Source organism: Arenibacter palladensis, assembly GCF_900129275.1.
GTDB lineage: Bacteria > Bacteroidota > Bacteroidia > Flavobacteriales > Flavobacteriaceae > Arenibacter > Arenibacter palladensis.
Genome location: NZ_FQUX01000002.1, coordinates 481,853 through 506,721, shown reverse-complemented (window position 1 = coordinate 506,721; position 24,869 = coordinate 481,853). Strand labels below are relative to the sequence as shown.

The window sequence follows — 24,869 nt, the reverse complement described above, 5'->3', positions numbered from 1 at the left end:
GTCCTTAAAATAGCCCAAAAACTGTTAATATACTTTTTGCCCCCAGTATTGCCGATAATATTATGATGATAATCCCCATTACATTTTGAAATTGGGTATTTTGATATTCCTGCATTACTGTTTTTCGGTTAACGATCCATAGTAGAAATATAGCTATAATTGGCAATAGCATTCCGTTGGTTACCTGGGCAAATTTGATGATCTCCAAAGGTTTTATTCCTACGGACATAAAAAGGACACCTACCAATAAAATGATCATCCAAACTAATTTAAACCGTAGGTTATCCATGGTCGCATTCCATCCAAAACAACTATTGGCCACATAGGCAGCCGCTAGAGGCGCGGTAATGGCAGAGGTTACCCCGGCCGCAAAAAGCCCGATCCCCATAAAATATTTGGCACTTTCCCCATAAAGTGGTTCCAAGCCTTTGGCCATATCCATAACATTGGTTATTTCGCTAGAAGGAATGGCAGCTGCGGTAACCACTATTGCCATGGATACCATGCCACCCAAAACAATGGATACGACGGTATCCCTACGTGCTTCCTTTAAATTCTCTTTGGATTTCCATTTTTCACTTACCAATGAGGTATGTAAGAATAAATTATAAGGTACTACCGTGGTGCCTACCAGGGCAATAATGTTCAAAATACTTCCATCCGGCGTTTTGGGAATAAAAAGACCTTGAATTATAGCTGAAATATCTGGTCTTGTAATTATGACCGTCAATAGAAAGGATATGCTCATGATTACTACTAAGGAAACCAGTACCTTTTCTAAAACCCGATAATTACCAAGAAACAAAAGTAGAAATGCAAAAATCCCTACAATCCAAGGATAAAAACTTTGATATTCTTGTCCAAATATGGCCTCGAGGCCTAAGGAGGCACCACCTATATTACCGCCTTCATAAGCGGCATTGCCTATAACTATTGCCGATAGGATCAAACCCAATACCAACATTTTTATCCAACGCACACCTATCTCTTCCTTTATTGCGTTGGCCAACCCTTTTTGGGTTACAATTCCTAATCTCGCAGCCATTTCCTGTAATACCACGGTGGCCACTACGGATAACAATAGGGCCCAGAGAAGTAAATATCCATATTGTACGCCGGCCATGGAGCAAACGGTAACGGTGCCAGGACCAATAAAGGCTGCCGCGACCAAAACCCCTGGCCCCATTTTCAATTTCATGCTATTGTGCTGTATTTAAAGCGTATAATGCAAAACTTCCCAACCAATGGGTACCACTGTAATTATCATCAACAATACTGGGCAAGGAGTAATTAATATGCGCGGTGGCAATTTGTTTTAAATGTGCGTATTGGGGAAGTGTCTCCGCAATACCGTACAAACACCAGGCCCTGCTAAAATTGAGGCCATCCAAATGCACCAATTTGCCATCTGTTCTATCGGACACTATTCCGGGCTCTAGCTGAAATTGAGGATCTGCCAATTGGGGCAAGAATTTATCCAACCATTTTTTAAACTTTTCCGGGCTATAAATTTTTCTGACCAGATTGGCCTCTTCCAGGCATGGCGATAAAAAATCGAATCCGCTAGGTTCCCAGTTCATGGGACAATCTGCATCGTTTTCATAAAATCGGGCAACACTTGTAGTAATGGCGTTTTTTAAAGCTTCGTCCTCGAGGACAACCGCATAATCCCAAGCCATGGAAAGTCCAAAGGCGGTGTTGGTGTGTTCCCCCACCCTAATGGGATAATTTAATTTTGGTAAAAATTCTATATAGGCTGCCACAATATAATTTGTCAACGGCTGTAAGTTAACCTCTAGGTCACGTGCCAAAGGATCCTGCCATGTATGAAGCTCTTCGGTCAATTTCAAGATCCAGGCCCATCCATATGTACGTTCAAATGAATTATTGCCAATCATATTAAAATAGTCTACTTCGGCCAATATATTTTCCCTGGAAATATTTTCCACCAATTTATTGCGAATTGTGGAAGCCTGATTTAAACTAGGAAACTGTTTTATTAGGGAAACCAAGGACCAGTGACCGTGAACGGAGGAATGCCAGTCATAACAACCATAAAATGCCGGGTGCAATTGTTTAGGACTGCCCAAATGGGTTGAATCCTGAAGTGACTGATTTAATTTGTTGGGATATTCCGTTTGAAGGCACTCCAATGGCAGGCGAACCAATCGGTTGGCTTCGTTAAAAGTCAGTTCCGGCAGTGCCAAGGCCGTAGCATCTTTGGGCTCTGTGTTTTGTTGGTCCCTGCAGCCCAACAGAATTACAATACATATAAAGGAGGATACTATTGTCTTAAACATTGTTCTACATTCCATTATTTATGGTTTGGTATAGCGAATATGTAAATATATAGGGATATTCCAAAATGCGGAAGAATATTTATTTTTTAAAGGCCATGTGGTTTAAAAAGTAGGCAGTTCATCTAAAAAGTTGCAGTTCGTCTAAAAGATGGCCTTTTTGGATAACCCCCACATAATAATCCAAAAATATTACGGTTATAATAGTCCCAAATTAAATTTTTAACCTACTTGAATGACATGTTTAGATTGTAACAAAGAGCTTGATTATCTTGACCACAAAAGTGCGATGGATCTATTAGGCATAGAGCTTTGTGCGAAGCATAGAGGCCGCATGGAAAAGCTTATCAAACTTAAAAGAACCCCCAAGGAAGCCATACAATTATATTATGGTTTAAAAAATGCCGGTGTAAATCCAATGCTGGAATGGTGGGATGGAAAAAAATCAGTGGATATTGCTATATCTAGGGTAAAGCTTAATATAGAAATAGACACGGAATACCATTCCCTAACCCATGAACAGGCTATAAACGATTTGGAAGAAGCCATGCACTCTTTTAGAAATGGATTTACCACCATTCGTATCCCCCACGTACTGATTAAATATTATTTAAAGGAAACAGTAGATAATATATTAGGAATAATGGAAGGGTTAAAAGCCAATATCAAGGTCCTTTAGCTAGTGGTACCATGGGGAAATGTCTTTTCTAAAAAGGGCAAAAGGCAATTCAGTTATACCAAGCTGAAATGCAATGAATCTTAAAAACAATTTTATGGAAACAGAAAAGAAGATTTTGAGAACACCTTTAAGAATTGCCATTTCCCTACTTGTTTTAGGCTTTCTTTGTAAAATCTTACATTTAAAGACCATTGCCGATCCCCTTATATTGGTTTCCCTCATTGCAATTGGTATATTGTACGCATGGCGATTTTGGAACAAAACAAAAAAAGGATTTCTGCAATACAACAAATTAGTTTTGGTTACCTCTTGGTCCCTAAATGGAATTTTCAAGATTCTGGATATATCCCACAATGAATTTTTTCAGGTCATTGGCGGCCTGGCCTTCATTATTTGGATCATTATGGAAGGCACAACATATCTTATTGATGACAAGGAAGACGACAGAAGTGATATTGCCTATTTTATGTGGAACACCATGATGATTATTGGTATACTTGCCATAATTATTGGCAGCTTGACAAAAATATTGGAATGGGAATATGCTACCCCTACCCTGATTACCGGATTTGTTCTTGTTGCCGCCTACGTTTTAAAGGACCTATTGGTCCAAAACCTTCAGAAAAAGGAATAACGATATTGTTATCTTCGTATCAATCCGTTTTATAGTTATTTTCAAATTTATGGGATGTGGCATTATATGCCCTAATAGCTATAGAATTGAACTATCCCTAATTTTAAATTATGCAAACAAGGTAATACAGTAGCGTCAATTCTACTCCCATGGTTTGCCATATTTTTATGGAATTATCAAATTTTTGTAGTATTTTCTACCTTCAATTTGAAACCATGGAAAAACAAAGGCGAATATTTATTCAAAAGGCAGGGTTGATTGCTGCAGCAAGTGCATTTACACCTCAAATATTACTATCCAAGACCAGGTCACAAAAGAAAAAATTAGGGGTTGCCCTAGTTGGATTGGGTTATTATAGTACCGATCTTCTTGCCCCCGCCCTACAATTGACGAACAACTGTGAATTAAGGGGCATAGTAACCGGGAGTCCCGAAAAAATTCCGGTTTGGAAGGAAAAATATGGTATTCCGGATAAGAACGTATACAATTACAAAAATTTTGATACCATAGCCAATAATCCGGATATCGATGTGGTTTATGTGGTCTTACCACCTTCCATGCATGCCGAATATACCATAAGGGCGGCCAATGCCGGTAAGCATGTTTGGTGCGAAAAGCCAATGGCACCTTCTGTAGCCGATTGTGAGGCAATGATCAAGGCCTGTAAGGACAATAAGGTAAAACTGGCTATCGGGTACCGCTGTCAGCACGACCCCAATATTCAGGCCTATATGAAAGTGGGCAAGGAAAAGCCTTTCGGCAAGGTGCGGATGGTGACTTCTGCCGCAGGATATTTTGACGGTAGGACCAATCATTGGAAGCAAAATAAAAAATTAGGAGGTGGAGCAATGGGCGATATGGGGGTGTACGCACTACAAGGTGCCCGTTTGGCCACGGGTGAAGAACCCATTTCGGTATTGGCGCAGGCCTCTACGACCCGACCTGAAATTTATCACGAAGTTGAGGAAACCATGATGTTTCAATTGGAATTTCCCAGTGGTGTCCGGGCATCCTGCCAGACCAGTTTTGGTATAAATATGAACCATCTTCAGGTAAACTACGAAAAAGGCTGGTTAAAAATGGCTCCACACAGTTCCTATAATGGCAATAACGGAAGTATGTCCGACGGAACGATCATTAAATTTTCCATCGCCAATCAACAGGCCAAACAAATGGATGAAGATGCGTTGGCCATTATGGAGAAAACCGACTTAATTGTTCCTGGGGAAGAAGGACTACGAGATATTCGTGTGGTTGAGGCCATCTACAAATCGGCTGCACAGAATTGTGTGGTAAAATTGTAGTATTAATGCAATTTAAGATCAAGAAATCATCGGTAAACAGTTGCCTTTCTAGGTTTTGTGGTTTTGTAGGATTTTACTTTCATAGATGATTTTGACCCTTCATCCGAATTGGGGTCATGTTGTCGAAATTATGTTCCATACATGGGAGGCAAAATCCTTTTCCCTTCATTTTGGGGTTTTATATATAAACCCAATCCTATGAAGGAAAATACTACATTAAACGAATTTTTATTTTATCTCTATTGTGCTTTTTGCGTCGCTTGGGCCATTTATGTGCTGACCTCCTGATATAGGTTTTTGGAGTAGGAAATAATAAAGTTGGCAAACAAGGGTCAAATGGTTTGTTATACGCCAAATTATGGCTAATGCTGTAATTTAATAAATTCATTGGCATACCTTTCGCCTAGAGCTCGCTGCGCTTTGGAATCGAAGTGCACCTTATCGCCTTTGTCCTTTAGGTCCTGGGTATTGATCATCCCTGAATTCGGATCGGTGGATACATAGTATTTTATATGGTCATTGATCTTGGACCATAAGGGATTGGTGGAATAACTGCCTAGTTGTCCTATTACAACGGTCATCTCTTGGTTCCCGACTACCTTTCTGAACTGATAGATCAATTCCGATAATTTACTTTGGTACAATGGAGCCTCCTTGGTTTTGGCATCACTTTCGCCCTGATGCCATAGAATCCCTTTTACCGTGCCGTATTGCATACCCAATTCTGCCATTCTTTTGAAATTGGAAAATAGTTTTACCTCCCTATGGATGGAATCGTTTAACCATTGCGAAATTGAGCTTCCCCCTACCGCTGTGGGCACCAACAGTACCGATATACTGTCCGGGATATGTTTAATGAGGGATTTACCGAAAGAAAGACCACTATCCAAGCCTGCCATTGATGGTTCATAAAAATGTAGGGGCTCTTTGGCAATGATGATATTTCCTTTCCCGTTCAGGGCATATACCCTATTGTTGGGAACGGTATCCTGAGGTTCCACTAACCCTCTACCGGCCATATTGGATTGTCCGGCAAGGATAAAAACCCATATATTTTCCTTATCGGGAATATTATTTACCGACAGTTCTTCTTTTGGGAAAAATTGGGTCCTTTCGTTTTTGTCCTGCCCATAACTTACAGATAGCATGAAAATAAGCACAATGGTAAGGGAAAATATTTTATTGATCATGTGGATGTTGTCTTTACATGGCCTCCCAAATATAAGTTGAAATTATTATTCAACCGTAATTGTGGGTTTATGATTGATTTTGAAATTGCAGGAATTGGCTATAAAGCACATTGCATGGGCCTCCGAATGCAATTGAATCGCCTTCTGGATCAAATGGGCCTCCGTTATCTTGATAAAAGGGTTAAGTGTAACTTCCTTAAATCTTCCACTGCCATTGGATGTTTCCACCATTAGGCCAACAGCCTTATCGGTATATTCCGTGACCACTATTTTGTTTATTGCACATAAATGAAGATACCAAAGCATATGACAGGCCGAGATGGAGGAAACCAATAAGTCTTCTGGATTATATCTTTTGCCGTCCCCCGAGAAAGCGGCATCTGACGATCCCTTTATTGTACTATATTTATCTGGACAGTAGATTTCATGGTTTCTATTATAGGATTTCGGATCCAAAGTGCCTTTTCCTTCATTTCCCGTCCATTGTACTGTGGTATGGTATAGGTGGTTTTTCATATTGAATAGGTTTTGAAATAATATCAGTCACTACAATATATAGAATTATTTAGGTGGTTGGCTATGGTATATTTAAATTGGTAATTTGCTTAGCCTTATTGAAGGATTGGCTTATCACCAAATAATGGGTATTAACAAGTTAGAAATTAGTGTTAAAAAAAAGGAATATATATAAGAATTTGTGCATTTCGTCCGTTATTTAAGTATATCATCCTATATTTAAGCCGTCTTATTATAAATAAAATTGCACCCCCATGAAGAGAAGCAAAATCTGGATCGGAATTTCGCTTTTAGTCCTAACGCTAATAACCCTTGTTTTAAACGCCTTTATGTCGGCCCCGGATAACGGGTCCAAGGTTGCCCTTACGAGTACCGATCATTTAAAAGATGTATTGGCCGCCAAGGAAGAACTACTTTATAAAAGGCACCAAGATGAATTGAAAGCGGCCCTCAAAGACTATTTTGATAAAGCTATCTCGGCTGGGGATATTGTAGGCGCGGGAGTGAGTATAGTAAAGGGTGATTCTATTGTGATTTCGGATGGATTCGGCAAAAGAAACATCAATCGAGACGAGCGTGTAGATGGAGGTACTATATTTAGATTAGGGTCCCTTTCCAAAGGGTTTGCGGGAGTATTGGCTGCCGAACTAAAGGATGAAGGTAAATTACATTGGGAAGATAGGGTAAGTGATTTTATACCGGAATTTAGATTTGGTGATATAAACAATACCAACAAAATAACCTTGGCCAATATTTTATCGCATACTGCTGGTACTCCTTATCATAGTTATACCAATCTTGTGGAGGCCGGACTGCCATTGCATGCTATCGCCGAACGCTTTAAAGAAATAACCCCTATCAGTGAACCGGGATCCATGTACAGTTATCAGAATGCCATGTTTGCACTTTGTGGGGAAATGATACAAAAAGCAACCGGACAAGATATTAGTGAGGTGTTGACCAATACTTTTTTTAATCCGTTGGGTATGTGTTCTACCACCATGGATTACGAAACCTTGGCGCATATGGAAAATGTGGCCATGCCACACTCCAAAAGAAGAAACGGCTGGAGAACATTGCCACTTTCAAACAATTATTACAACGCCATTGCAGCGGGGGGCATTAGTGCCAGCTCTGTTGATATGGCCAAATGGATGCGGTTTTTACTTGGGAATAACCCGGAATTGATGAGCAAATCTGCTCTTGCTGAGACTTTTTCCCCATTTATAGAAATTAAGGGGGAAAGTAAGTATTACCAACATTGGCCAGGACATAAAACCTCTTACTACGGCTATGGTTGGAGAATTCATAAATTTATGGAGAAGGATTCAGACCAAGAAAAAACCATTTGGCATCATGGCGGAAGTGTCAATAACTACAGAAATGAAATTGCCATTTATCCAGAAGCCGATCTAGGTATCTGCGTCCTATTGAGCAACAACAGTAGAATTGCCAAAACCGTAATTCCTGATCTGTATGCCATAGTGAAGGAAATTTTTGGAGAAATCACCCCTTATCATCAATTGAAGACCGGTAATGATCTGGTACAGTTGCATTTGGAATAAACAGTTCTAAGTTCTAAGTTCCAAGTTCAAAGTTGAAAGCTATACGTTGTACGTCCCTGATATAAGTGGCAACTCTCCTTGCTGGCCCTTCTCTTGTTTACGCTCGGGCTAGCGTGTATCTAGACCAAAACCCCAAACAACTAATTATTAAAGGTTTTAATTCTGTCATTCGTTTTTAAGATATAATCATTAAACGTTTTAGATGGGTCAAAATTCGAGTTCGGGAATTTTTTAATGAACCTCAACCATTCAACTAATTCTTGATTTAAGTTTCTGTCAGAATCTGTTTTAGTTATAATGTCAATTACCAAAAGTGCATTTAATACTTCATCAACATTTTCTTTTGTAACTGGGAAGGGAATCAAAATTAATTTTTCCATAACAATAGATTTTAATTATTATTAAGTGTAATTAATATAATGATTTTTAATTAAATAATATTACTGAAAAATCATATTATCGGTTAATAACCCCTGAAAACCCTTGCTGCTACAAGCCTGCCTGACTACATATAGTTTGACCGCTTGCTGGCGCGAGCGTCACGCTCGGCCCGGATAAGAGATGCTAATTAGGCTGTTTTTCCCAAGAATCAAATTATATTCATTAATTTAAATGAAGATTAAGGTATTATTAAGGTTATCTGTGATAATTGGATTTTGTAAGTAATTTCAAATTAATGACTATGGACAGAAGAAAATTTATTAAATCTAATGTATTTACGGCAATGACTGCCGGAGGATTGTCCATGTTGCCAAATTTTCTTTTAGGCGGCACCCAACCGGGCGAAAAGAAATCCTATGTAGAATACCTAGAAAAAAGTGCAGTTCCCAAGGAGGAATTGGATATTTTCTTGAATCAGGATAGTTGGGCCCAGTTTGATCCGGAGGTAGGGTATATTTTGGGAAACTATATGCCGCATGACGGAATTGATAATAGCTATACCCTATCCACTGTAATGAAAGACGGTAAAAGAACGAATAGCGTATATGTCGATAAGCCCTGTAGGATAAATACCTATGGCAATAGCTTTACCCATTGTCATCAGGTGAGCGATTCCGAAACTTGGCAGGAATATCTTGCTGGTCATCTTGGGGAACCAATTCAGAATTTTGGAATGGGTGGTTTTGGAGTTTACCAGGCCTATAGAAGGCTGGTGAGAAGGGAAAAAGAGGATAAAAACTCCAAATACGTAATTCTATATATGTGGGGAGACGATTATGTTAGAAGTGTTTTTAGATGTCGCTACGCTTCTTATTATACCCGTTGGAATGATTATGGCGGGTATATGTTCCACGGTAATTTTTGGTCCAATATTGAAATGGATACCCATGCTGGAAAATTGGTGGAAAAAGAAAGCAGGATTAATACTAAGGAGGATATGTACAAGATGACGGATCCCGAATTCATGTATAACAATCTGAAAGATGATTTAATGTTGCAACTATATCTGATGAGTTATGATATGGTAAATTCTGACGTTGATGTGGAAGGACTAACTAAACTTGCAAATATCTTGGAATTACCGGAGGTTGATTTTTCCAGTACAGAAAGTATGAAGAGTACTTCCAACGCTTTAAAAAATAAATATTCCTTTGAAGCCACAAAATACATTTTAAAAAAAACCGATGAATTTTGTAAAGCTAACGGGAAGCAGTTTCTGTTGGTGCATTTTGACCCAACAAATGTTTTTAGGGCAATGGTCAATGGGGAAAAGCGCTATGATCAGGAGATGATAGATTTTATCAACAATAATGGATATGCTTATTTTGATATGAATGAAGTTCATCATGACGATTTTAAAAAATTTAATCTTTCTTTGGATGAATATATGGACCGGTATTTCATTGGTCATTATAACCCCTCAGGTAATCACTTTTTTGCCTACGCCATTAAGGATAAAATAGTGGATTGGTTAGATCCAAAACCTATTACTTATCTGCAAAATGATGATAAATTGATCAGGTTTAAGGGATATTTGCCAAAATAGCATATCCTTGGCTGGCGGGAGCCTGCCTCGCCCTCAGGCAGGCGTCACGCTCGTACTTTTGTCTCATAAGCTGCGACGCCTTTATTACCGGATACGGCAATATAATACCTATGGACCTTGGGACTAAGATTTACATTTTAGTTAATGTTTTGTAGTCTATTATTTTCCTTCTGGAGTCTTTAAACTGTTCAAGTTGCCCGAATCAATTATTTGAATACTACTACCCTCAAAATCGTCGCCAATATCCTGGTATCTACCACCAATGTGTTGGGCAAGGAATGCCTCAGAAACCGCAAAGAACGAAAGATTATTTTCTGGTCGTGCAAAGCCATGTCCCTCATCAGGGTAAAGTACGTAGGTTACAGGAATTTGTTTCTCGTTCATAGCCTTGACAATCTGATCGGCCTCTGCTTGTTTAACACGTGGATCATTCGCCCCCTGCCCTATCAGCAATGGTTTTATGATGCTGTCTACCCGGTTTAACGGTGAGCGTTCTTCAAGTAAAGCGAGGCCTTCTTCGGTATCCGGATCTCCAATGTGCTGAACAAAGACATCACGGAACGATTTCCAATATGGTGGAATTGTGTTGAGAAGGGTTGTAAGATTGGATGGGCCAACAATGTCCACACCGCAAGCAAAAACATCTGGTGTATAGGTAAGGCCTACCAAGGTGGCATAACCACCATAACTTCCTCCCATAATGGCTACATTTTCCTTGTCGGCAATTTTTTCTTCCACCATCCAGTCCACGGCATCTATTAGGTCATCATGCATCTTACCGGCCCATTCCTTGGCAGCAATATTGATAAATTTCTTCCCAAAGCCGATAGATCCCCTAAAATTAGTGCTCAGTACTACATACCCCCTATTGGCCAACCATTGGTGTAAACCGTTGAATCCAAAATTATCTCTACCCCAAGGTCCGCCATGGACCAACAACACGGTTGGTGCTGGTTTGGAGGTTCTACCATTAACATCCAATTCTCGGGGTATGGTGAGGTAGGAAACCAATTTATAGCCATCCCTGCTCTCTATCTCAACGGGGTACATATTCGCCAATGGCACATCATCAAATTCAGGTTTGGATGCAACTAGGAATTCGGCTTTTTTCGCCTGTAGGTCATACTTATAATATTTTAAATATTCCTGTGGCGAATCATAGGATAATATCCAAGTGTTATTATCCGTAGATCTAAAATGTACAGTTAATTCGCCCTCTTTAAATGTACTAAGATAATCCAGGTTTCCCTTTGCTTCTTTGGTCAATGGTACCCATTCCTTGCGTAGATAATTGGTGGCATAGGCCTCAACTTCATAGGTGGTAGGATGCACCAAAATATCGGCAATATCAGATTTTTCATTTTCCGCTATTACTTTCTTTTCATCGGTTTCCAGATTTAAGGTGTACAGGGCCGCTTTGTCCCTGTCCCTGCTGTCTATCATATAAGCGTTCTGGTTGTTTTTGTCGAATCCAAAGAAACCAAACGTAAGCATATCTTCTTGTGGAACCCTAAAATATTCCTCCCACTTGCCATTATTGTATTTGTAAACAATTTGGCCCCCAGCTGGATTAGTCCTTGTGGCCAGACGGATATTGTATAGGTTATCGGGCAAAATCTGTAAAAAAGATTCATCTTTCAATACTAGCTTCATTTTGTGGGTATTCAAATCTACTTTATAGACATCCATATTGGAAGGGTCCGAATTATTTATCTGGATTAGTATTTCCTCTGGATTCTCCCTGGATACGCTTAGAATATCCGCTCTTGGCCGCACGATCTGCCCTGTATTGGGGTCTGTAATCGGTTTCCCATCAGCTCCTATAATCTCCTCCTGTGGGGTAAGGTCAGTATCCGTTTTGCTTTCCACGTCCACTAAGTGAACATGCCAGTTTTCATCACCACCCTTATCTTGCGCGTACAATATATTTCCTGATTTGTAGCTCCATTGATAGGCCTGTATCCCGCGCAAGGTATCGTTGGTAATTGGCTGGGCGCTCTCCGGATTTTCTATAGGGGCCACCCATATATTCATGACGTTGTTGACCGGGGCTCTATAACTAAAATATTTACCGTCAGGGCTAATCCTTACCTGTATTTTGTCAGGGTTCCCAAAAAATAGTTCACGGTCTACCAGATCTGGGACTTTGACTTCTGTCATTTCTTTTTCTTTCTCGGCACATCCAAAGATTAAAAAGCAAATTAAAATGAATAAAGAGGTAGTTGTTTTCATATAGTCAATGGTTTAAATTGAAGTAAAAGGTAAGTAATTAATTGCTGATTTACAGCGATTTAGATCGATTATTTTGTTGATTTAGTTGATAAATTTTATTTTTTTCAACCACTGTTGACTAGTCATTTGTGACTGTTAGCTTGGTTATGCCTTTCTTGGCCGTAGTGTTTTTGGACACCATGGCAATATAGAGGTCTTAAGCTGACTCTATAGCAAAACGTTTTGAGCTATTTTTTGGAATATATCTAGAATACTTTTAATGTCACGAGCTGGCCTAATAGTGGGCAGATGTGCCATATAAGCCAACAGAGGAGGCAAAGAAACAAAAGTGTAATATTTACTGGGAAGTTGCCTGTAGTTACACCTCTAATTGGAAGAAAATAAGGGCTGGTGCATACTGATGCAATGTATGCCCCCACCACCTAAATTAACGGCAAGGGCATCGATCATGACTATTTTTCGGTCGGGAAAAACGGATTGCAAAATCTGAGCAGCTTGTTCATCCTTTAGTTTCAAGTCGTTAGACATGCCTTCTTTCCAACAACGCTGTCCAATGACCACCTTGTTGGTTATAATGAAATTAAGGTAGCTGAGTGCCGCCATGACTTTTATGGGCTCTCCGTTTGGAAAGGTACTACCGTTGGTATAGTCCAGTGTTTTAATGTACTCGTAAACATAATCCCCTGGATTCATACTTGAAAAAATTGTTCCGGGTAGGGGCATTCTGACAATAGTAAATGGCTTGCCGTCCTGGTCTGTTGCTTTGGACAATATTCGGTAATTTTCCTCCATGCGTTTGTGGTTTTCAAAGGCAATTGGATCTTCGAGATCTACACTGTCCACCTTAGCGAAAAGGATCGTGGAATCATTTACAAAGCGGGCAAATTCGTCAACATGACCATTGGTAGTCACTACCGTGTAGGCTTTGTCACCGTCTACGGTGGTTATGGGGCCACGGAAAGTATGATCGTCTTCCACTAAACCCTGTTTTAACCAGATTATCTTTTTAACCCCCAAGAGCCTTTTGTATTCCTTCTCCATATCCGCTTTGGTCATTTCTGGATTTCTGTCCATTTCTACTGCTTCCGTAGTAATTAGGGTACCTTTGCCATTCACCTCCCTATTTCCCCCTTCACTGATCATTGTACTGGAAATTACGGGTAGCTGAAAATGTTTGGCAACCCTTTCATCATACAATTCCTCGGTTTTTGTATCTATGTCCAAAGTATCGGAATATCCCCAAGAATTAAAGTTGAAGTCGGCAATGGCCCATGTGTTTTGATTGGTTTCAACAAATATGGGTCCCATGTCCCGTGCCCAGATCTCCACGGAGGGGAGTTGCAGAAGTTTAAGTTTTGGAATTTCTCCAAAATACTTTTTTAGGGATTCCTCGGCTTGGGTTAAAAGTTCTTTGTCCTTACAAGTTATTACCATATCTATATTCCCAACTAAGGCTTCAATAATGGCAAGTGTTACTTGTTCAACGGACTCCCCTTCCTTATGGTCCGTTGATGGCCAAATTAACCATATTGCTTCTTGGGATTCAAACTCGGCCGGTTGATTTACAGCAATTATTGGGTCGGATTTCTTGGGAGAGGAACAAGAAAGTATTAGTATCGCAAATACAAAGCTATATAAGATTGACTTCATACAAACTTGTTTAAGGACAGTTAGATATTAAATATAGTGAATAACCATATCTGTTAGACATTAATGAGCTAATATTAATATGGTCGTTTCTTTTTGGCTGAGCCTGCCCAGAGCGTCACAAGTTTATCGAATATAGGTGTGTTTATCAAGTTGATACAAATAATCTTTTTGCATGGCCATAATTTATTACCTTAGTTTTTATAAGAGGGATTTCATCAATAACGATATCCTTTTGTTGGCTATAATTTCAAACCTTGTAATGACATATGTTTACGAATGGACCTGATAGTTGAATTATTTATTAGAAGACTTATAGTCGATTTACTTGGTAAAAATTCTCGATTTATTTTTTATAAAATTATTGGGAAACCAAAATCAATGAAATATTTGGCGGCGGACAGAACAACCGATAATTATCAAATGATTTCACAGCATATGTCAAATGTGTTGGTCGGAATGATTGTTTTCATCGGGCTTTCATTCTGTGTAGCTTATCTAGTTTTTAAATAGTTAGGCTTCAAAAGGATGAAGATGTTGGTGGAATAAAAAACTATAGCTAACACTAGCTATAATTCAGTCCTCCCATTTGCAAAAGAGAAAATTCATTACTTTTAAACTGGCTCGATTCCAATCCTGAAAAATCCTTTAGGATTTCCCAGACCGAAATCATAGCCTTAACGTCGGAAATCATTTAAAAAGCATCCATGAAAAAACTAATTCTGTTCACTGCCAGTACCATTCTAGTCATTATAACATCTTGTATGTTTGAAAAGAAAAAGGATACAGAATTTAACGAAACTACATTTGAAAAACCAGAATTATTGGGTGAATGGATTGGAAATAAATCTGAAAAAAATTTAAAAAAGGACAAAGTAATAATTAAAAAAATAGACTTAAAGGAAGACATGACTGCTCAAATTGAAATACTTGATTCAACAGGACATAAAACTGTCAATGGAAATTGGAAGATAAGTGAAGAGCAAAAGTTAGGTTCTAAAAATAACAGTATATCATTTAATTCGGACATCAGCTTGACGTTTGACTGGAGCAAAACCAATAGACAAATATTTATGCTTAATGTTAAAGAACACAATAAAGCAAAGATATTGACTTGTAATAATGTATATTTTAGGAAAGAATAAAACTACTTACAAACCTCTCCCCGCTAGTGCGGGCGTCACGCTCGTACTAATTTAGTTTTAATCAGCTTCACCTGAATTAAATATTCTACGACCCAAGAAGTACATCTAAGTCTATTCGTTACTTGTTTTAATTTGATGGCTATACCATAAAGGTTAGCCCTAAAGTGATTTCTATTGGGTCTGCGCTATCGTCACATGTTTATCGTATATACGTGTGTTAATCAAGTTGATACAAATAATCTTTTTGCATTGCCATAATTTATTACCTTAGTTTTTATAAGAGGAATATCATCAATAACTATATCCTTTTGTTAGCTGTAATTTAAATGGACCTAGTAACAGTAATTAAATTTTGGGAAAGAAGAGGGTTCGAGTCCTTAATCAAACCTAGACCCATTGCGGAACTTGAATTTCCTTTTATGCCAAAAAATGGGTATGACGATAAACCGCCTTTTATTTTTATCCAAAATGACCTTTTTATGGAGATATGGAATATTGGTTATTATACGGATTATCAACATACCTGGGAAACAGGTCTAGGCCATTTTACCTACACTATCAAAGAGCTATTAAACGGAAAAGAGTTGAAAATAATTGAAAGTAAAAATCTTAAAAAAGAAAAAACATTTAAATCCGTTACTGACTTTGAAAACGAATGGATTAATGAATATTTTGAATATAAATCATTAATAAAAGAAATTACAAAATGATTTATTATGTTTCCATAATTGAAATCATACTTGCTTTGGCATTTTTACTTTATTTCTTTAGATACTATAGATTTAGGTACAAATCGGTCCAAACGGCAGGTATAATAAATGAATTGACTTATAGCAAACCCTTTAGACGTGCATCAACTAAGTTAGTTTTTGGAGAAGGAAAAGATGTTTTGGTAAAATGTTCTTTCCTGTTAAATAACTCAAGTTATAATTGCATTTCTAAACACAAAGAAATTAAGTATGCTGAAAGTGAAAAATACAAAGTAGGGAATACTATTAACGTCTTTGCTTTAAAAAGCAACCCTTCAATAAACACAAGTATTGGACATAAAAGTCGCTTTCAAGCGGTAATTGCAATATTTATAATTTTATTGTTTTGGTCTATGTTGGTCGCGTTTGTTCTAGTAAAAAACTACAGCTAACACAGCCTATAAACAATACGGGTTTCGGGCTCAATCGAAAGGTCTGTGTATATTTATAATGTCGCTAAATCTTATGGATTTAGCTTTGGACAAGAAAAAATAAAACTAAACCCGCCCTTACCGAACGGCACGTTCGGGCGGGCAATAAGCTTTAGCTATGTGCCTTAACGAACAGCCAATAGAACGACACGATAACACAAAACATATAAGTAAAAATTAAGCAATGAGAAAAATATCTCTTTTCATAGCTACAAGTTTAGACGGATACATTGCAAAACCAAATGACGACCTAAGCTTTTTGAAATTAGTTGAAAAAGAAGGTGAAGACTACGGTTATTCAGAATTCACAGCTAGTATTGACACTATAATTCTTGGGAGAAAGACCTACGACTATGTGCTTAAAGAGATAGGTTCTACTCATTACGACAATGGACAACGCGATGTTTATGTAATTACAAGAACTGAAAGACCACAAATCGGCAGAACTACCTTTTATACAGGCAACTTGACGGAACTAGTTCAACAACTTAAATCGAAAGATGGGTTAAACATTTATTGTGATGGTGGAGCAGAAATTATACATGAACTTTTACAACACGACCTCATAGACGAATTCATCATTTCAATTATACCGATTTTGGTTGGTAACGGTACAAGGTTATTCAGGGACTGTAGACCCGAACAGCAACTTGAGTTTGTGAGTGCAAAGTCATTTGATACAGGTTTAACACAATTGTACTACAAGCGAAAAAAATAGTATGGCTACCAAAAAGACAAAAAGAACTTGTAAGTATGGACACATATTCTACAAAAGTACAGATTGTCCAACCTGCCCTAATTGCGAGAAGCTAAAAGAACCTCCTTCAGGGTTTTTAGCATTGTTAAGTAACCCTGCAAGAAACACATTGCTTTATCACGGAATTGACACTGTTCAAAAGTTATCCACCTATACAGAAAAGGAAATTTTAAACTTGCACGGAATAGGAAAAACATCATTGCCTAAATTTAAAAAAGCTCTTGAAAGTGAGGGATTAACGTTTAAACAAAAGGAATAAAAAAAGCCGACCATACAACCATGTGTAGAATTAACAGCCCCCCGCTAGTGCGAGCGTCACGCTCGTAATAATTTAGTTTTAATCAGCTTCACCTGAATTAAATATTCTGCGACCCGAGAAACACATGTAAATCTATTCGTTACCTATATGCATTAGGCTTAAAATTGTGGGTATATCTTATCTCGCCGTCAGGCAGGCGCGCCCCAGTTGGTTTTTATGTTTAGGGCAGGCTCGTGTCCTAATACAATTCTTTGTAATTCTGCCCCTGTTGGTGCAAGCATCGCTTTTGTGTCCTGTTAAAGAAATTACTTGGATTCGTAAAACTCAATTATTAACTTGGTTGTGGCATTTATGGAATAAGCCCTAGGTTAAATCGGCCTTATTTTGTTTAAAGCCTTGATTTCAACTTATCCAAAGCCTAACAATATTCAAGAATCCTCCCCTCCTTGGAGGGGATTGAGGGGTGGGTAAACTGATGAGAAAAATTATACCTTATAACCCAGATCTAGTTCCTTTTGCGAAAAAACTTCGCAACAACATGACTATGGGTGAAATAGCCTTATGGCGCGAATTAAAAAACAAAAAACTGGGAGTTAGGTTTAGTCGGCAAATACCTATCGATAATTACATAGTGGACTTCTATTGTAAAGAACTTCGACTTGCCCTGGAGGTGGATGGTTCCGTTCACTTTATAGAAGGGCAGCAGGAAAAAGCTACCATTCGTCAGAATCGTCTGGAATATTTAGGGGTATGTGTAATTAGATTTAGTGATTTGGATGTGCAGAACAATTTGAGCTGGGTATTGGAAGAGATTAAAAAAATGATTTTGATTATAAAACCCACCCCTAGCCCCTCCCAAGAGGGGAAAAAATAACATATGACGAAGTGAATCTGCCTATCTATCTATCTATCTATCTATAGTCTCCATGCCCATGCTAATTCACCTCGGCCATAACCAGTTTTCCCGAGCCACAGGTAAATGTCAAGTAGCATTGCCTTTTGCTTTTGTCTTCTTATAGTTCCACCTAAAAACTTACTTGGATTCGTAAAACTCAATTATTAAATTGGTTCTAGCTTTAAGTATATACCCCCTAGGTGAAATCAGCCTAATTTTGTTTACAGCCTTGATTTCAACTAAGCCAAACCATATTCATGAATCCTCCCCTCCTTGGAGGGGATTTAGGGGTGGGTAATCTGATGAGAAAAATTATACCTTATAACCCTCGCTGGTGTAACCGTCACGCCTACCTCGCGTCAGGAAGGCTCGTGCTCAAATACAATTTTGGCAAGTATGTCAGTCATAATTATTCAGCATGGGCTTACCATTGTGTTTTCCTTACGGTATTACCCCAACCATCCCTCACGGTCTAGACTGCGGTACTGAATGGCTTCGCCAATGTGACTTCCACTGACGTCAGCGGCATTTTCCAGATCGGCGATGGTTCTTGCTACCTTCAAAATACGGTCATAGGCCCTGGCCGATAAGTTTAAGCGCTCCATAGCATTTTTCAGCAATTCCTTAGAGGCGTCGTCCATGATGCAATATTTCCGTATTTGTTTGGTATTCATCTGGGCATTGTAATGTACGTTCTCCATGTCCGCAAATCGTTGGGTCTGTATTTCCCTAGCGGCCGTAACCCGCTTCCGTATTTCAACGCTACCCTCCCCTTTGCGTTCCTCTGACAGCTTTTCAAACGGCACTGGTGTTACTTCTATGTGTATGTCGATTCGATCTAACAGGGGTCCTGAAATCTTGCTTAAATAACGTTGCATCTCAGCTGGGGAAGAGGTCACCGGAGCATCGGGATCGTTAAAATATCCCCCGGGACTTGGATTCATGCTGGCTACCAACATAAAACTGCTGGGATAGGTTACGGTAAACCGTGCCCTGGAAATGGTTACTTCCCTGTCTTCCAAGGGTTGGCGCATCACTTCCAGTACGCCCCGTTTAAACTCGGGCAGTTCGTCCAAAAATAGGACACCATTATGGCTCAATGATATTTCCCCGGGTTGGGGATAGGCTCCGCCGCCGACAAGGGCGACATCCGAAATAGTGTGATGTGGGCTACGAAAGGGTCTTTGGTTCATAAGGCCCATATTCTTGATCTTCCCTACCACGGAGTGAATTTTGGTGGTCTCCAAAGCTTCGTGCAAGGTCATGGGCGGCAAAATGGAAGGCAGGCGTTTGGCCAACATGGTCTTACCCGCACCTGGTGGACCTATCAGGATAATGTTATGTCCGCCCGCAGCGGCAATTTCCATACAGCGTTTTATGCTCTCTTGCCCCTTTACATCGGAAAAATCGAATTCAGGGAAATCAAGGTTTTTGTAAAATTCTTCTTGGGTGTCTATTATCGTCTGTTCCAAGGGGGTACCCTTATCAAAGAAGTCCATCACCTCTTTTATATTGTCTATCCCGTACACTTCCAGTTCGTCTACTATAGCGGCTTCCCTTGCATTTTCATTGGGTAAAATAAACCCTTTAAATCCCTCTTCCTTGGCTTTAATGGCAATGGGCAAGGCTCCCTTTATGGGCTGCAAACTCCCGTCCAGTGAAAGCTCGCCCATAATGATATACTTCTCTATGGATTCCGATTTAATCTGATTGGAGGCGGCCAAGATACCCAAGGCCAGGGTAAGGTCATAGGCAGAACCTTCTTTGCGAAGATCGGCGGGTGCCATATTGATGGTGATTTTTTTGCCGGGTATTTTGTAGCCATTGTTCTGTAATGCAGCCGCTATACGGTAATTGCTCTCCTTTATGGCATTATCGGGCAGACCTACTAAATGGTATCCAATGCCTTTGTCGATATTTACTTCAACCGTGATGGTGGTAGCCTCTACCCCAAAAACCGCACTGCCATAAACTTTTGTAAGCATTTACTTGTTATTTGTCTAAATGTAAACAAATAAAATAAATTTTCGGGTGTTGGTAATAGGCTAATTTATAGGGTTTTGGCAGCTTTTTCAAAAATAAGGTTGGAATTAATACTCAATGGCCAGATTGACATTATGGCTTAATATTCTACATTAATTTGGCCACTGTCGTTGACAGCTTATTTTTTAGGTTCAAATACCAACATCGATTTCTGCGTTTTGATAATCTCCTCCTTGTTCATCATCATTTTTCGAAATTTGCCCTGATTGTACATTTCGGCCTGATCTTCATAATGCTCACTGAAAGGATTCCCGGACTGACCAGTTGGAAGTATGCTAACGCTATTCTCAATATCGGAAAAATCTATAACCCGCCTTGTAGAGGGTCCGGAAGTTGCCGGGTATAAACCGGTGTCGTCATATTTGAAATACATATTGTTGATTACCTCCCTTGTTCCTGAAACAGAGAAAGGTCCAACATTAAAAAATGATCTTAATGCCTTGATCTGTCCTATAGGATGCCCATGTTCCAGAGTATGTACCTTATTCCAGGTCCATTTGTTGGGGTCTCTGCCTAAATCTTCCTCCAACGACTGAAATGCTTGTCTGAACGAGAGGTTTACCATTACATTTTTTGTTTCAACACTATCCGGGGTGTTTACATCATCCCACCAAACCGAATCATCTTTTGAGGCCATTGGAGCTATAAGCCGTTTGTGGAAATGGGTATCCAGCATTTGTTGGAACATCTGGGTGCCCAATTCGTCCTCGAAGGTGTTTTTTAGTAAGAAATAGATCCAGCGGTGATAAACGGTAGGTTCTATTTGTTGTAGTTGATTGTTCCCGTCCCAAATATTCATTTTGTCCAAAACGCTGATCTGGGCCTCCGTCATTTCCTTTACTTCCATGCTTTTGGCCAAATTGGTGACCACTTTGGCATTTACACCGGAGGTAGCGTCCAATAACATTTGCTGAACAGCTTCCCTATCCCAGTCATTTTTAGGTTCCAACAAGGCTACTATCCTTTTAGCCCTATTCTCTGGCAAGTAATATCCAGGGTAAAACTTTCCGTTGATGGAATCCGGCGGATTATTGGCAGAGTATACATAGTTCCATGAGGGATTAATGGCCATGGGGTTTTCGGAAAAGTCCAAATATCGAATGGGTTCATCCTTTCCCGTGTTTCCCTCCAGAATAAATTTAGTATCGGTGCTATCCGGCATTTGGTACAGTTTAGCTGTAGCAAACCATCCCACATTGCCTACTGCATCGCCGTACATAATATTTAGGCCTGGGGCATGAATATATGGCAGGGCTTTTTTGAATTCCGATAAATTTTGGGCGTGAGACATGCCATAAAGGGCATCCATTACCTTATTTTCCAATTTGGTGTAGATCCAGGACATGGCTATTGGGCGCTGATCCATTACCTGATCGGCAATTCCATTGAGAATGGGACCATGATGGGTTTTCTTAAAGGTAAAACTAAGGTCGTCCTCCCCTTTCACCTTTATGGTTTTGGTGACCAGTTCATATTTTTTCCACCCCGCACTGGTTTTGTAAAAGCTGCTGTCATTTGGTTTCTCCTCCTCATAGTAAAAATCTATATCATCGTTTTCGAACATGGTAAGTCCGTAGGCCAATTTGCGGTCATGTCCCAATAAAGGAAAAGGTACCCCAGCAAGATGATAACCGTATTTTTCATAGTTGGGGGCATTTACATGGGCTTCATACCACACTGAGGGTTGTGCAAAACCAATATGGGGATCATTGGCCAAAATAACCTTGCCGTTTTTGGTCTTACCGGGCGCTATTACCCAACTATTGCTCCCTTCGAACTGAGGCACAGGAAAATCTTTCAACACTCCTGAAACCAAACTAGCAATATCATTTTTGATGGAATCCCGAATGCTGGGTTTATAGTTTTTGATCAAAGTACTTTTGGGATCAACACCTATCTCCAAATCGGCTAGATAGGCTGGCCCCAATTGGTTCTTAATGTTCGTTAGTAAGGGGTCAGTTTTATGGGCCATCGCAAAACTAAAGGCCATATATCCAACAGTATTATAGATGTCCTTAAGTGTAAAAGGAGTTTTTTCCAAACCAGTAAGATGAAATTCAATGGGAGTTGGCCCTTCTGCTATGAATTGATTGATCCCATCCAAATATGCCTGGCTAAGCACGACCATAGGGCTATCTTTGGAAACATTCTCCACCGTTTTTTGCGAGGCATCATCTATTCCCAAGGACAGAAAGAATTTGTCCGTCTTAATCATATCCTCACCAAAAACCTCGGAAAGTTCCCCTATTGATATCCTACGAAGCAACTCCATTTGCCATAATCTATCCTGGGCATGGACATAACCCAGTGCTCTTAGGGCATCCTCTTCTTTTTCGCCATAGATATGGGGTACGCCATAGGTGTCAAAGTAAACTTCTACCTTCTTAGTTAATTTATCTATTTCAATGTTGCCGACATATTCCGGGGTATGGGTGTACACATAAATGGCACTACTCAGAGCCATTATTGCGACAATACCCAAAACTATCCAGAGCAGCTTCTTAAATACTTTCACACTTATGCATTTTAGATTAAAGGTAGGGCAATTCAGGATATAATAAAAGTACTCCTAAGAGTACTTTTTTTTTTCTATAAAGCGATAATTATGTCAAGGTTTTAGGACGGTAAATTCTATTAAAGAAGTGTTGTATACACGGTGTGTTTGTTTTTGAAAGTCCTGTGGTTTGGCTTGAAAAATATTTTCTACATAGGTTTGGGGATTAATATCTATATAGGGAAACATTGTACTTTGTACCTGTACCTGAATTTTGTGGCCCTTCTTAAACGTATGGAAAACGTCCTGAAGCTGTATGTTAACTTGAGTTACCTCTTCAGGAACAAAAGGCTCGGGTTTTGAAAAATCATTTCTAAAACGGCCTCGCATTACCTCACTACGAACCATTTGATGATAGTTGCCCATTTTTAAATAGGCCTGGGTCTCCTCGTAGTCCTTGTGGTCCGGGGGGTATACATCTATGACCTTAACAATCCAATCCGCGTCCGTGCCAGTGGTGGAAACGTTAAGCTTCGCCGTAATATCACCGGCAAAGGTAAGTGGAGTTTCCAAGGGTTCGGTTTCAAAAATTAAAACATCGGGTCTACGGGCAGCAAAACGCTGATCATCGGTCATGAATTTACGGGGGGTAAACACCATTTTTATATCTTCGGAATAAGGGACAGGTTTTTTTGGGTCGCTTATAAATTCCTGAAAGGAGTATTCCCTAGTTGCAATCTGTCCCAAACGTTCATTGCGTTGTAAGGAATAGGTTTCCTTGGAGGTGTTCTGGGGAGGCCAGGTATCAAAAGTCTTCCATTCCTTGGTACCTGTATCATAAACATAGGCCTCTGGTAAATTGGTGGTCTTTCCCTCTCCTTTTAAAAAGTGATTGAAAAATCGTGTTTCGATGTTTTCCTGATAGAATTTTGAGATATCATCCCCAAAATAGACATTGCCAATGGCTTGGCGTTTTGTTTCCTTGGACCAATCGCCGTGACTCCAAGGCCCCATGACAAGAGTATTATAGTTGGAGCTGTTCCTTTCTATATGCCCATAGGTATTGAGAGGACCATAAAGGTCTTCGGCATCAAACCAACCTCCTACGGTCATCACTGCCGGTTTAATATTTTCCAAATGTTGGATTATGCCACGTTCCTGCCAAAATTCATCATAATTGGGGTGTTCCTTTAATTGCTGCCAAAAAACATTGTCCTCTTTGTAATATTTGTCCAAGTTGGACAATGGACCGGCATCCAAAAAAAACTGGTATTGGTCTTCCGTGCCTAGTTCGGGAAAAGAATACCATTCTTCGGTGGTAGGTTGGTCTTTCATATAACCAAATACGGCAGTAGCTCTCCAATAACTCAATAAATAGGCGCCGTTATGATGAAAATCGTCAAAAAAGAAATCCCCGATCGGGGCTTGTGGAGAAACGGCCTTGAGCGCTGGGTGGGCATCCAATAAGGAATAGGTAGCATAAAATCCTGGATAGGAAATTCCCCAGATCCCAACATTGCCATTGTGGTTTTCAACATTGTTTATAAGCCATTCTATGGTATCATAAGTGTCCGAGGCCTCATCTACTTCCCCATCCTTTTTATTGGGAATATAAGCCCTCATATTGTCATAGACACCTTCGCTGTTCCACCTGCCCCTAACATCTTGGTATACTACGATATTTCCCTCCTTCATCATTTTTCTATTGGGAGAAATCAAGGCTTTGTATTCGTTGGATCCATAAGGTCTGGAACTATATGGTGTTCTTGAAATGAGAATGGGATATTTTTTGGAAGTATCCTTGGGGGAATAGATGGTGGTATGTAGTTTTATCCCATCGCGCATAGGAATAACGACCTCTTTCTTGTTGTAGAAATCCCTGGGGTTGTAGGTGTCGACTACTCCGGTATTGGTTTTGTTGGTGGTGGTCTGTATTCCCGTTCTTCCACAGGATACCAAGACGATGGCCGATAAGAGGATTAAAATTTTGTTCATAGCGTTGGAATTTGCTTTTACTGTATATGTAGAATATTAAACCTAGTTAC

At 39.6% G+C, this 24,869-nt stretch carries 20 protein-coding genes; 10 read left to right on the top strand and 10 right to left on the bottom strand.

What is annotated here, in order from left to right:
• Positions 1–4 precede the first annotated feature (4 nt).
• Both BUA60_RS08145 and BUA60_RS08140 read right to left on the bottom strand, forming a co-directional pair.
• Positions 5–1,198 (bottom strand): Nramp family divalent metal transporter, encoded by a 1,194-nt coding sequence (locus BUA60_RS08145; RefSeq protein ID WP_072861253.1) that lies wholly within the window; start codon positions 1,196–1,198, stop codon positions 5–7.
• 1 nt (position 1,199) lies between these two features.
• Positions 1,200–2,315: a DUF2891 domain-containing protein gene (locus tag BUA60_RS08140; protein WP_245802512.1), complete on the bottom strand. Its 1,116-nt coding sequence runs from the start codon at positions 2,313–2,315 to the stop codon at positions 1,200–1,202.
• Positions 2,316–2,631: 316 nt separating this feature from the next.
• Between BUA60_RS08140 and BUA60_RS08135 the strand changes: the two genes are divergently transcribed.
• From BUA60_RS08135 to BUA60_RS08125, 3 genes are all read left to right on the top strand, one after another.
• Entirely contained in the window at positions 2,632–2,976 is a 345-nt protein-coding gene (locus BUA60_RS08135; RefSeq protein ID WP_317043186.1) for a hypothetical protein, read from the top strand.
• A 94-nt stretch (positions 2,977–3,070) separates the two neighbouring features.
• Entirely contained in the window at positions 3,071–3,610 is a 540-nt protein-coding gene (locus BUA60_RS08130; protein WP_143153150.1) for a hypothetical protein, read from the top strand.
• Between the two features lie 215 nt (positions 3,611–3,825).
• A complete protein-coding gene (locus tag BUA60_RS08125; RefSeq protein ID WP_072861617.1) occupies positions 3,826–4,914 on the top strand; it encodes a Gfo/Idh/MocA family protein in 1,089 nt (362 codons plus the stop codon).
• 362 nt (positions 4,915–5,276) lie between these two features.
• Here the strand turns inward: BUA60_RS08125 and BUA60_RS08120 are convergent, their stop codons facing one another.
• Positions 5,277–6,104 (bottom strand): sialate O-acetylesterase, encoded by an 828-nt coding sequence (locus BUA60_RS08120; protein WP_218587912.1) that lies wholly within the window; start codon positions 6,102–6,104, stop codon positions 5,277–5,279.
• Positions 6,105–6,149: 45 nt separating this feature from the next.
• Complete coding sequence (locus BUA60_RS08115; protein ID WP_072861250.1) at positions 6,150–6,620, bottom strand: OsmC family protein; 471 nt, start codon at positions 6,618–6,620, stop codon at positions 6,150–6,152.
• A 254-nt stretch (positions 6,621–6,874) separates the two neighbouring features.
• On the opposite strand from BUA60_RS08115, the gene BUA60_RS08110 reads away from it, so the two are divergent.
• Entirely contained in the window at positions 6,875–8,185 is a 1,311-nt protein-coding gene (locus BUA60_RS08110) for a serine hydrolase domain-containing protein (protein WP_072861249.1), read from the top strand.
• A 140-nt stretch (positions 8,186–8,325) separates the two neighbouring features.
• Here the strand turns inward: BUA60_RS08110 and BUA60_RS08105 are convergent, their stop codons facing one another.
• Entirely contained in the window at positions 8,326–8,565 is a 240-nt protein-coding gene (locus BUA60_RS08105) for a hypothetical protein (protein ID WP_072861248.1), read from the bottom strand.
• Positions 8,566–8,867: 302 nt separating this feature from the next.
• On the opposite strand from BUA60_RS08105, the gene BUA60_RS08100 reads away from it, so the two are divergent.
• Positions 8,868–10,172: a hypothetical protein gene (locus BUA60_RS08100; protein WP_143153149.1), complete on the top strand. Its 1,305-nt coding sequence runs from the start codon at positions 8,868–8,870 to the stop codon at positions 10,170–10,172.
• Between the two features lie 159 nt (positions 10,173–10,331).
• Here the strand turns inward: BUA60_RS08100 and BUA60_RS08095 are convergent, their stop codons facing one another.
• Entirely contained in the window at positions 10,332–12,404 is a 2,073-nt protein-coding gene (locus BUA60_RS08095) for a S9 family peptidase (RefSeq protein WP_072861246.1), read from the bottom strand.
• A gap of 366 nt (positions 12,405–12,770) precedes the next feature.
• On the bottom strand, positions 12,771–14,054 hold the full coding sequence (locus BUA60_RS08090) for an agmatine deiminase family protein (protein WP_084532538.1): 1,284 nt from the start codon (positions 14,052–14,054) through the stop codon (positions 12,771–12,773).
• A gap of 761 nt (positions 14,055–14,815) precedes the next feature.
• Between BUA60_RS08090 and BUA60_RS08080 the strand changes: the two genes are divergently transcribed.
• From BUA60_RS08080 to BUA60_RS08055, 5 genes are all read left to right on the top strand, one after another.
• Entirely contained in the window at positions 14,816–15,196 is a 381-nt protein-coding gene (locus BUA60_RS08080) for a hypothetical protein (RefSeq protein ID WP_072861244.1), read from the top strand.
• 479 nt (positions 15,197–15,675) lie between these two features.
• The gene (locus BUA60_RS22845; RefSeq protein WP_143153148.1) at positions 15,676–15,906 is read left to right on the top strand and encodes a hypothetical protein; all 231 of its coding nucleotides are present in this window, start codon (positions 15,676–15,678) and stop codon (positions 15,904–15,906) included.
• Positions 15,907–16,560: 654 nt separating this feature from the next.
• Positions 16,561–17,094, top strand: a complete 534-nt coding sequence (locus tag BUA60_RS08065; protein ID WP_072861241.1) for a dihydrofolate reductase family protein — start codon at positions 16,561–16,563, stop codon at positions 17,092–17,094.
• A 1-nt stretch (position 17,095) separates the two neighbouring features.
• A complete protein-coding gene (locus tag BUA60_RS08060; RefSeq protein WP_072861240.1) occupies positions 17,096–17,392 on the top strand; it encodes an RNA polymerase alpha subunit C-terminal domain-containing protein in 297 nt (98 codons plus the stop codon).
• Between the two features lie 475 nt (positions 17,393–17,867).
• Positions 17,868–18,266, top strand: a complete 399-nt coding sequence (locus BUA60_RS08055; protein ID WP_072861239.1) for an endonuclease domain-containing protein — start codon at positions 17,868–17,870, stop codon at positions 18,264–18,266.
• Between the two features lie 470 nt (positions 18,267–18,736).
• Here BUA60_RS08055 and BUA60_RS08050 read toward each other — a convergent pair whose 3' ends face one another.
• From BUA60_RS08050 to BUA60_RS08040, 3 genes are all read right to left on the bottom strand, one after another.
• Positions 18,737–20,272 carry a YifB family Mg chelatase-like AAA ATPase gene (locus BUA60_RS08050; protein WP_072861238.1) on the bottom strand — a complete coding sequence of 512 codons (1,536 nt, stop codon included), beginning with the start codon at positions 20,270–20,272 and terminating at the stop codon, positions 18,737–18,739.
• Between the two features lie 176 nt (positions 20,273–20,448).
• The gene (locus BUA60_RS08045; RefSeq protein ID WP_072861237.1) at positions 20,449–22,845 is read right to left on the bottom strand and encodes a penicillin acylase family protein; all 2,397 of its coding nucleotides are present in this window, start codon (positions 22,843–22,845) and stop codon (positions 20,449–20,451) included.
• Positions 22,846–22,938: 93 nt separating this feature from the next.
• Complete coding sequence (locus tag BUA60_RS08040) at positions 22,939–24,819, bottom strand: CocE/NonD family hydrolase (protein WP_084532537.1); 1,881 nt, start codon at positions 24,817–24,819, stop codon at positions 22,939–22,941.
• Between the last annotated feature and the right edge of the window lie 50 nt (positions 24,820–24,869).

Excerpts from the sequence above, each read along its gene's own strand:
- BUA60_RS08100 (WP_143153149.1), top strand. The coding sequence starts at position 8,868 with ATGGACAGAAGAAAATTTATTAAATCTAATGTATTTACGGCAATGACT.
- BUA60_RS08080 (WP_072861244.1), top strand. The coding sequence starts at position 14,816 with ATGTTTGAAAAGAAAAAGGATACAGAATTTAACGAAACTACATTTGAA.
- BUA60_RS08055 (WP_072861239.1), top strand. The coding sequence starts at position 17,868 with ATGAGAAAAATTATACCTTATAACCCAGATCTAGTTCCTTTTGCGAAA.
- BUA60_RS08105 (WP_072861248.1), bottom strand. The coding sequence starts at position 8,565 with ATGGAAAAATTAATTTTGATTCCCTTCCCAGTTACAAAAGAAAATGTT.
- BUA60_RS08110 (WP_072861249.1), top strand. The coding sequence starts at position 6,875 with ATGAAGAGAAGCAAAATCTGGATCGGAATTTCGCTTTTAGTCCTAACG.
- BUA60_RS08140 (WP_245802512.1), bottom strand. The coding sequence starts at position 2,315 with ATGGAATGTAGAACAATGTTTAAGACAATAGTATCCTCCTTTATATGT.
- BUA60_RS08115 (WP_072861250.1), bottom strand. The coding sequence starts at position 6,620 with ATGAAAAACCACCTATACCATACCACAGTACAATGGACGGGAAATGAA.
- BUA60_RS08125 (WP_072861617.1), top strand. The coding sequence starts at position 3,826 with ATGGAAAAACAAAGGCGAATATTTATTCAAAAGGCAGGGTTGATTGCT.
- BUA60_RS08095 (WP_072861246.1), bottom strand. The coding sequence starts at position 12,404 with ATGAAAACAACTACCTCTTTATTCATTTTAATTTGCTTTTTAATCTTT.
- BUA60_RS08065 (WP_072861241.1), top strand. The coding sequence starts at position 16,561 with ATGAGAAAAATATCTCTTTTCATAGCTACAAGTTTAGACGGATACATT.
- BUA60_RS08060 (WP_072861240.1), top strand. The coding sequence starts at position 17,096 with ATGGCTACCAAAAAGACAAAAAGAACTTGTAAGTATGGACACATATTC.
- BUA60_RS08135 (WP_317043186.1), top strand. The coding sequence starts at position 2,632 with ATGGAAAAGCTTATCAAACTTAAAAGAACCCCCAAGGAAGCCATACAA.
- BUA60_RS08040 (WP_084532537.1), bottom strand. The coding sequence starts at position 24,819 with ATGAACAAAATTTTAATCCTCTTATCGGCCATCGTCTTGGTATCCTGT.
- BUA60_RS08145 (WP_072861253.1), bottom strand. The coding sequence starts at position 1,198 with ATGAAATTGAAAATGGGGCCAGGGGTTTTGGTCGCGGCAGCCTTTATT.
- BUA60_RS08090 (WP_084532538.1), bottom strand. The coding sequence starts at position 14,054 with ATGAAGTCAATCTTATATAGCTTTGTATTTGCGATACTAATACTTTCT.
- BUA60_RS08050 (WP_072861238.1), bottom strand. The coding sequence starts at position 20,272 with ATGCTTACAAAAGTTTATGGCAGTGCGGTTTTTGGGGTAGAGGCTACC.
- BUA60_RS08130 (WP_143153150.1), top strand. The coding sequence starts at position 3,071 with ATGGAAACAGAAAAGAAGATTTTGAGAACACCTTTAAGAATTGCCATT.
- BUA60_RS22845 (WP_143153148.1), top strand. The coding sequence starts at position 15,676 with ATGGAGATATGGAATATTGGTTATTATACGGATTATCAACATACCTGG.
- BUA60_RS08120 (WP_218587912.1), bottom strand. The coding sequence starts at position 6,104 with ATGATCAATAAAATATTTTCCCTTACCATTGTGCTTATTTTCATGCTA.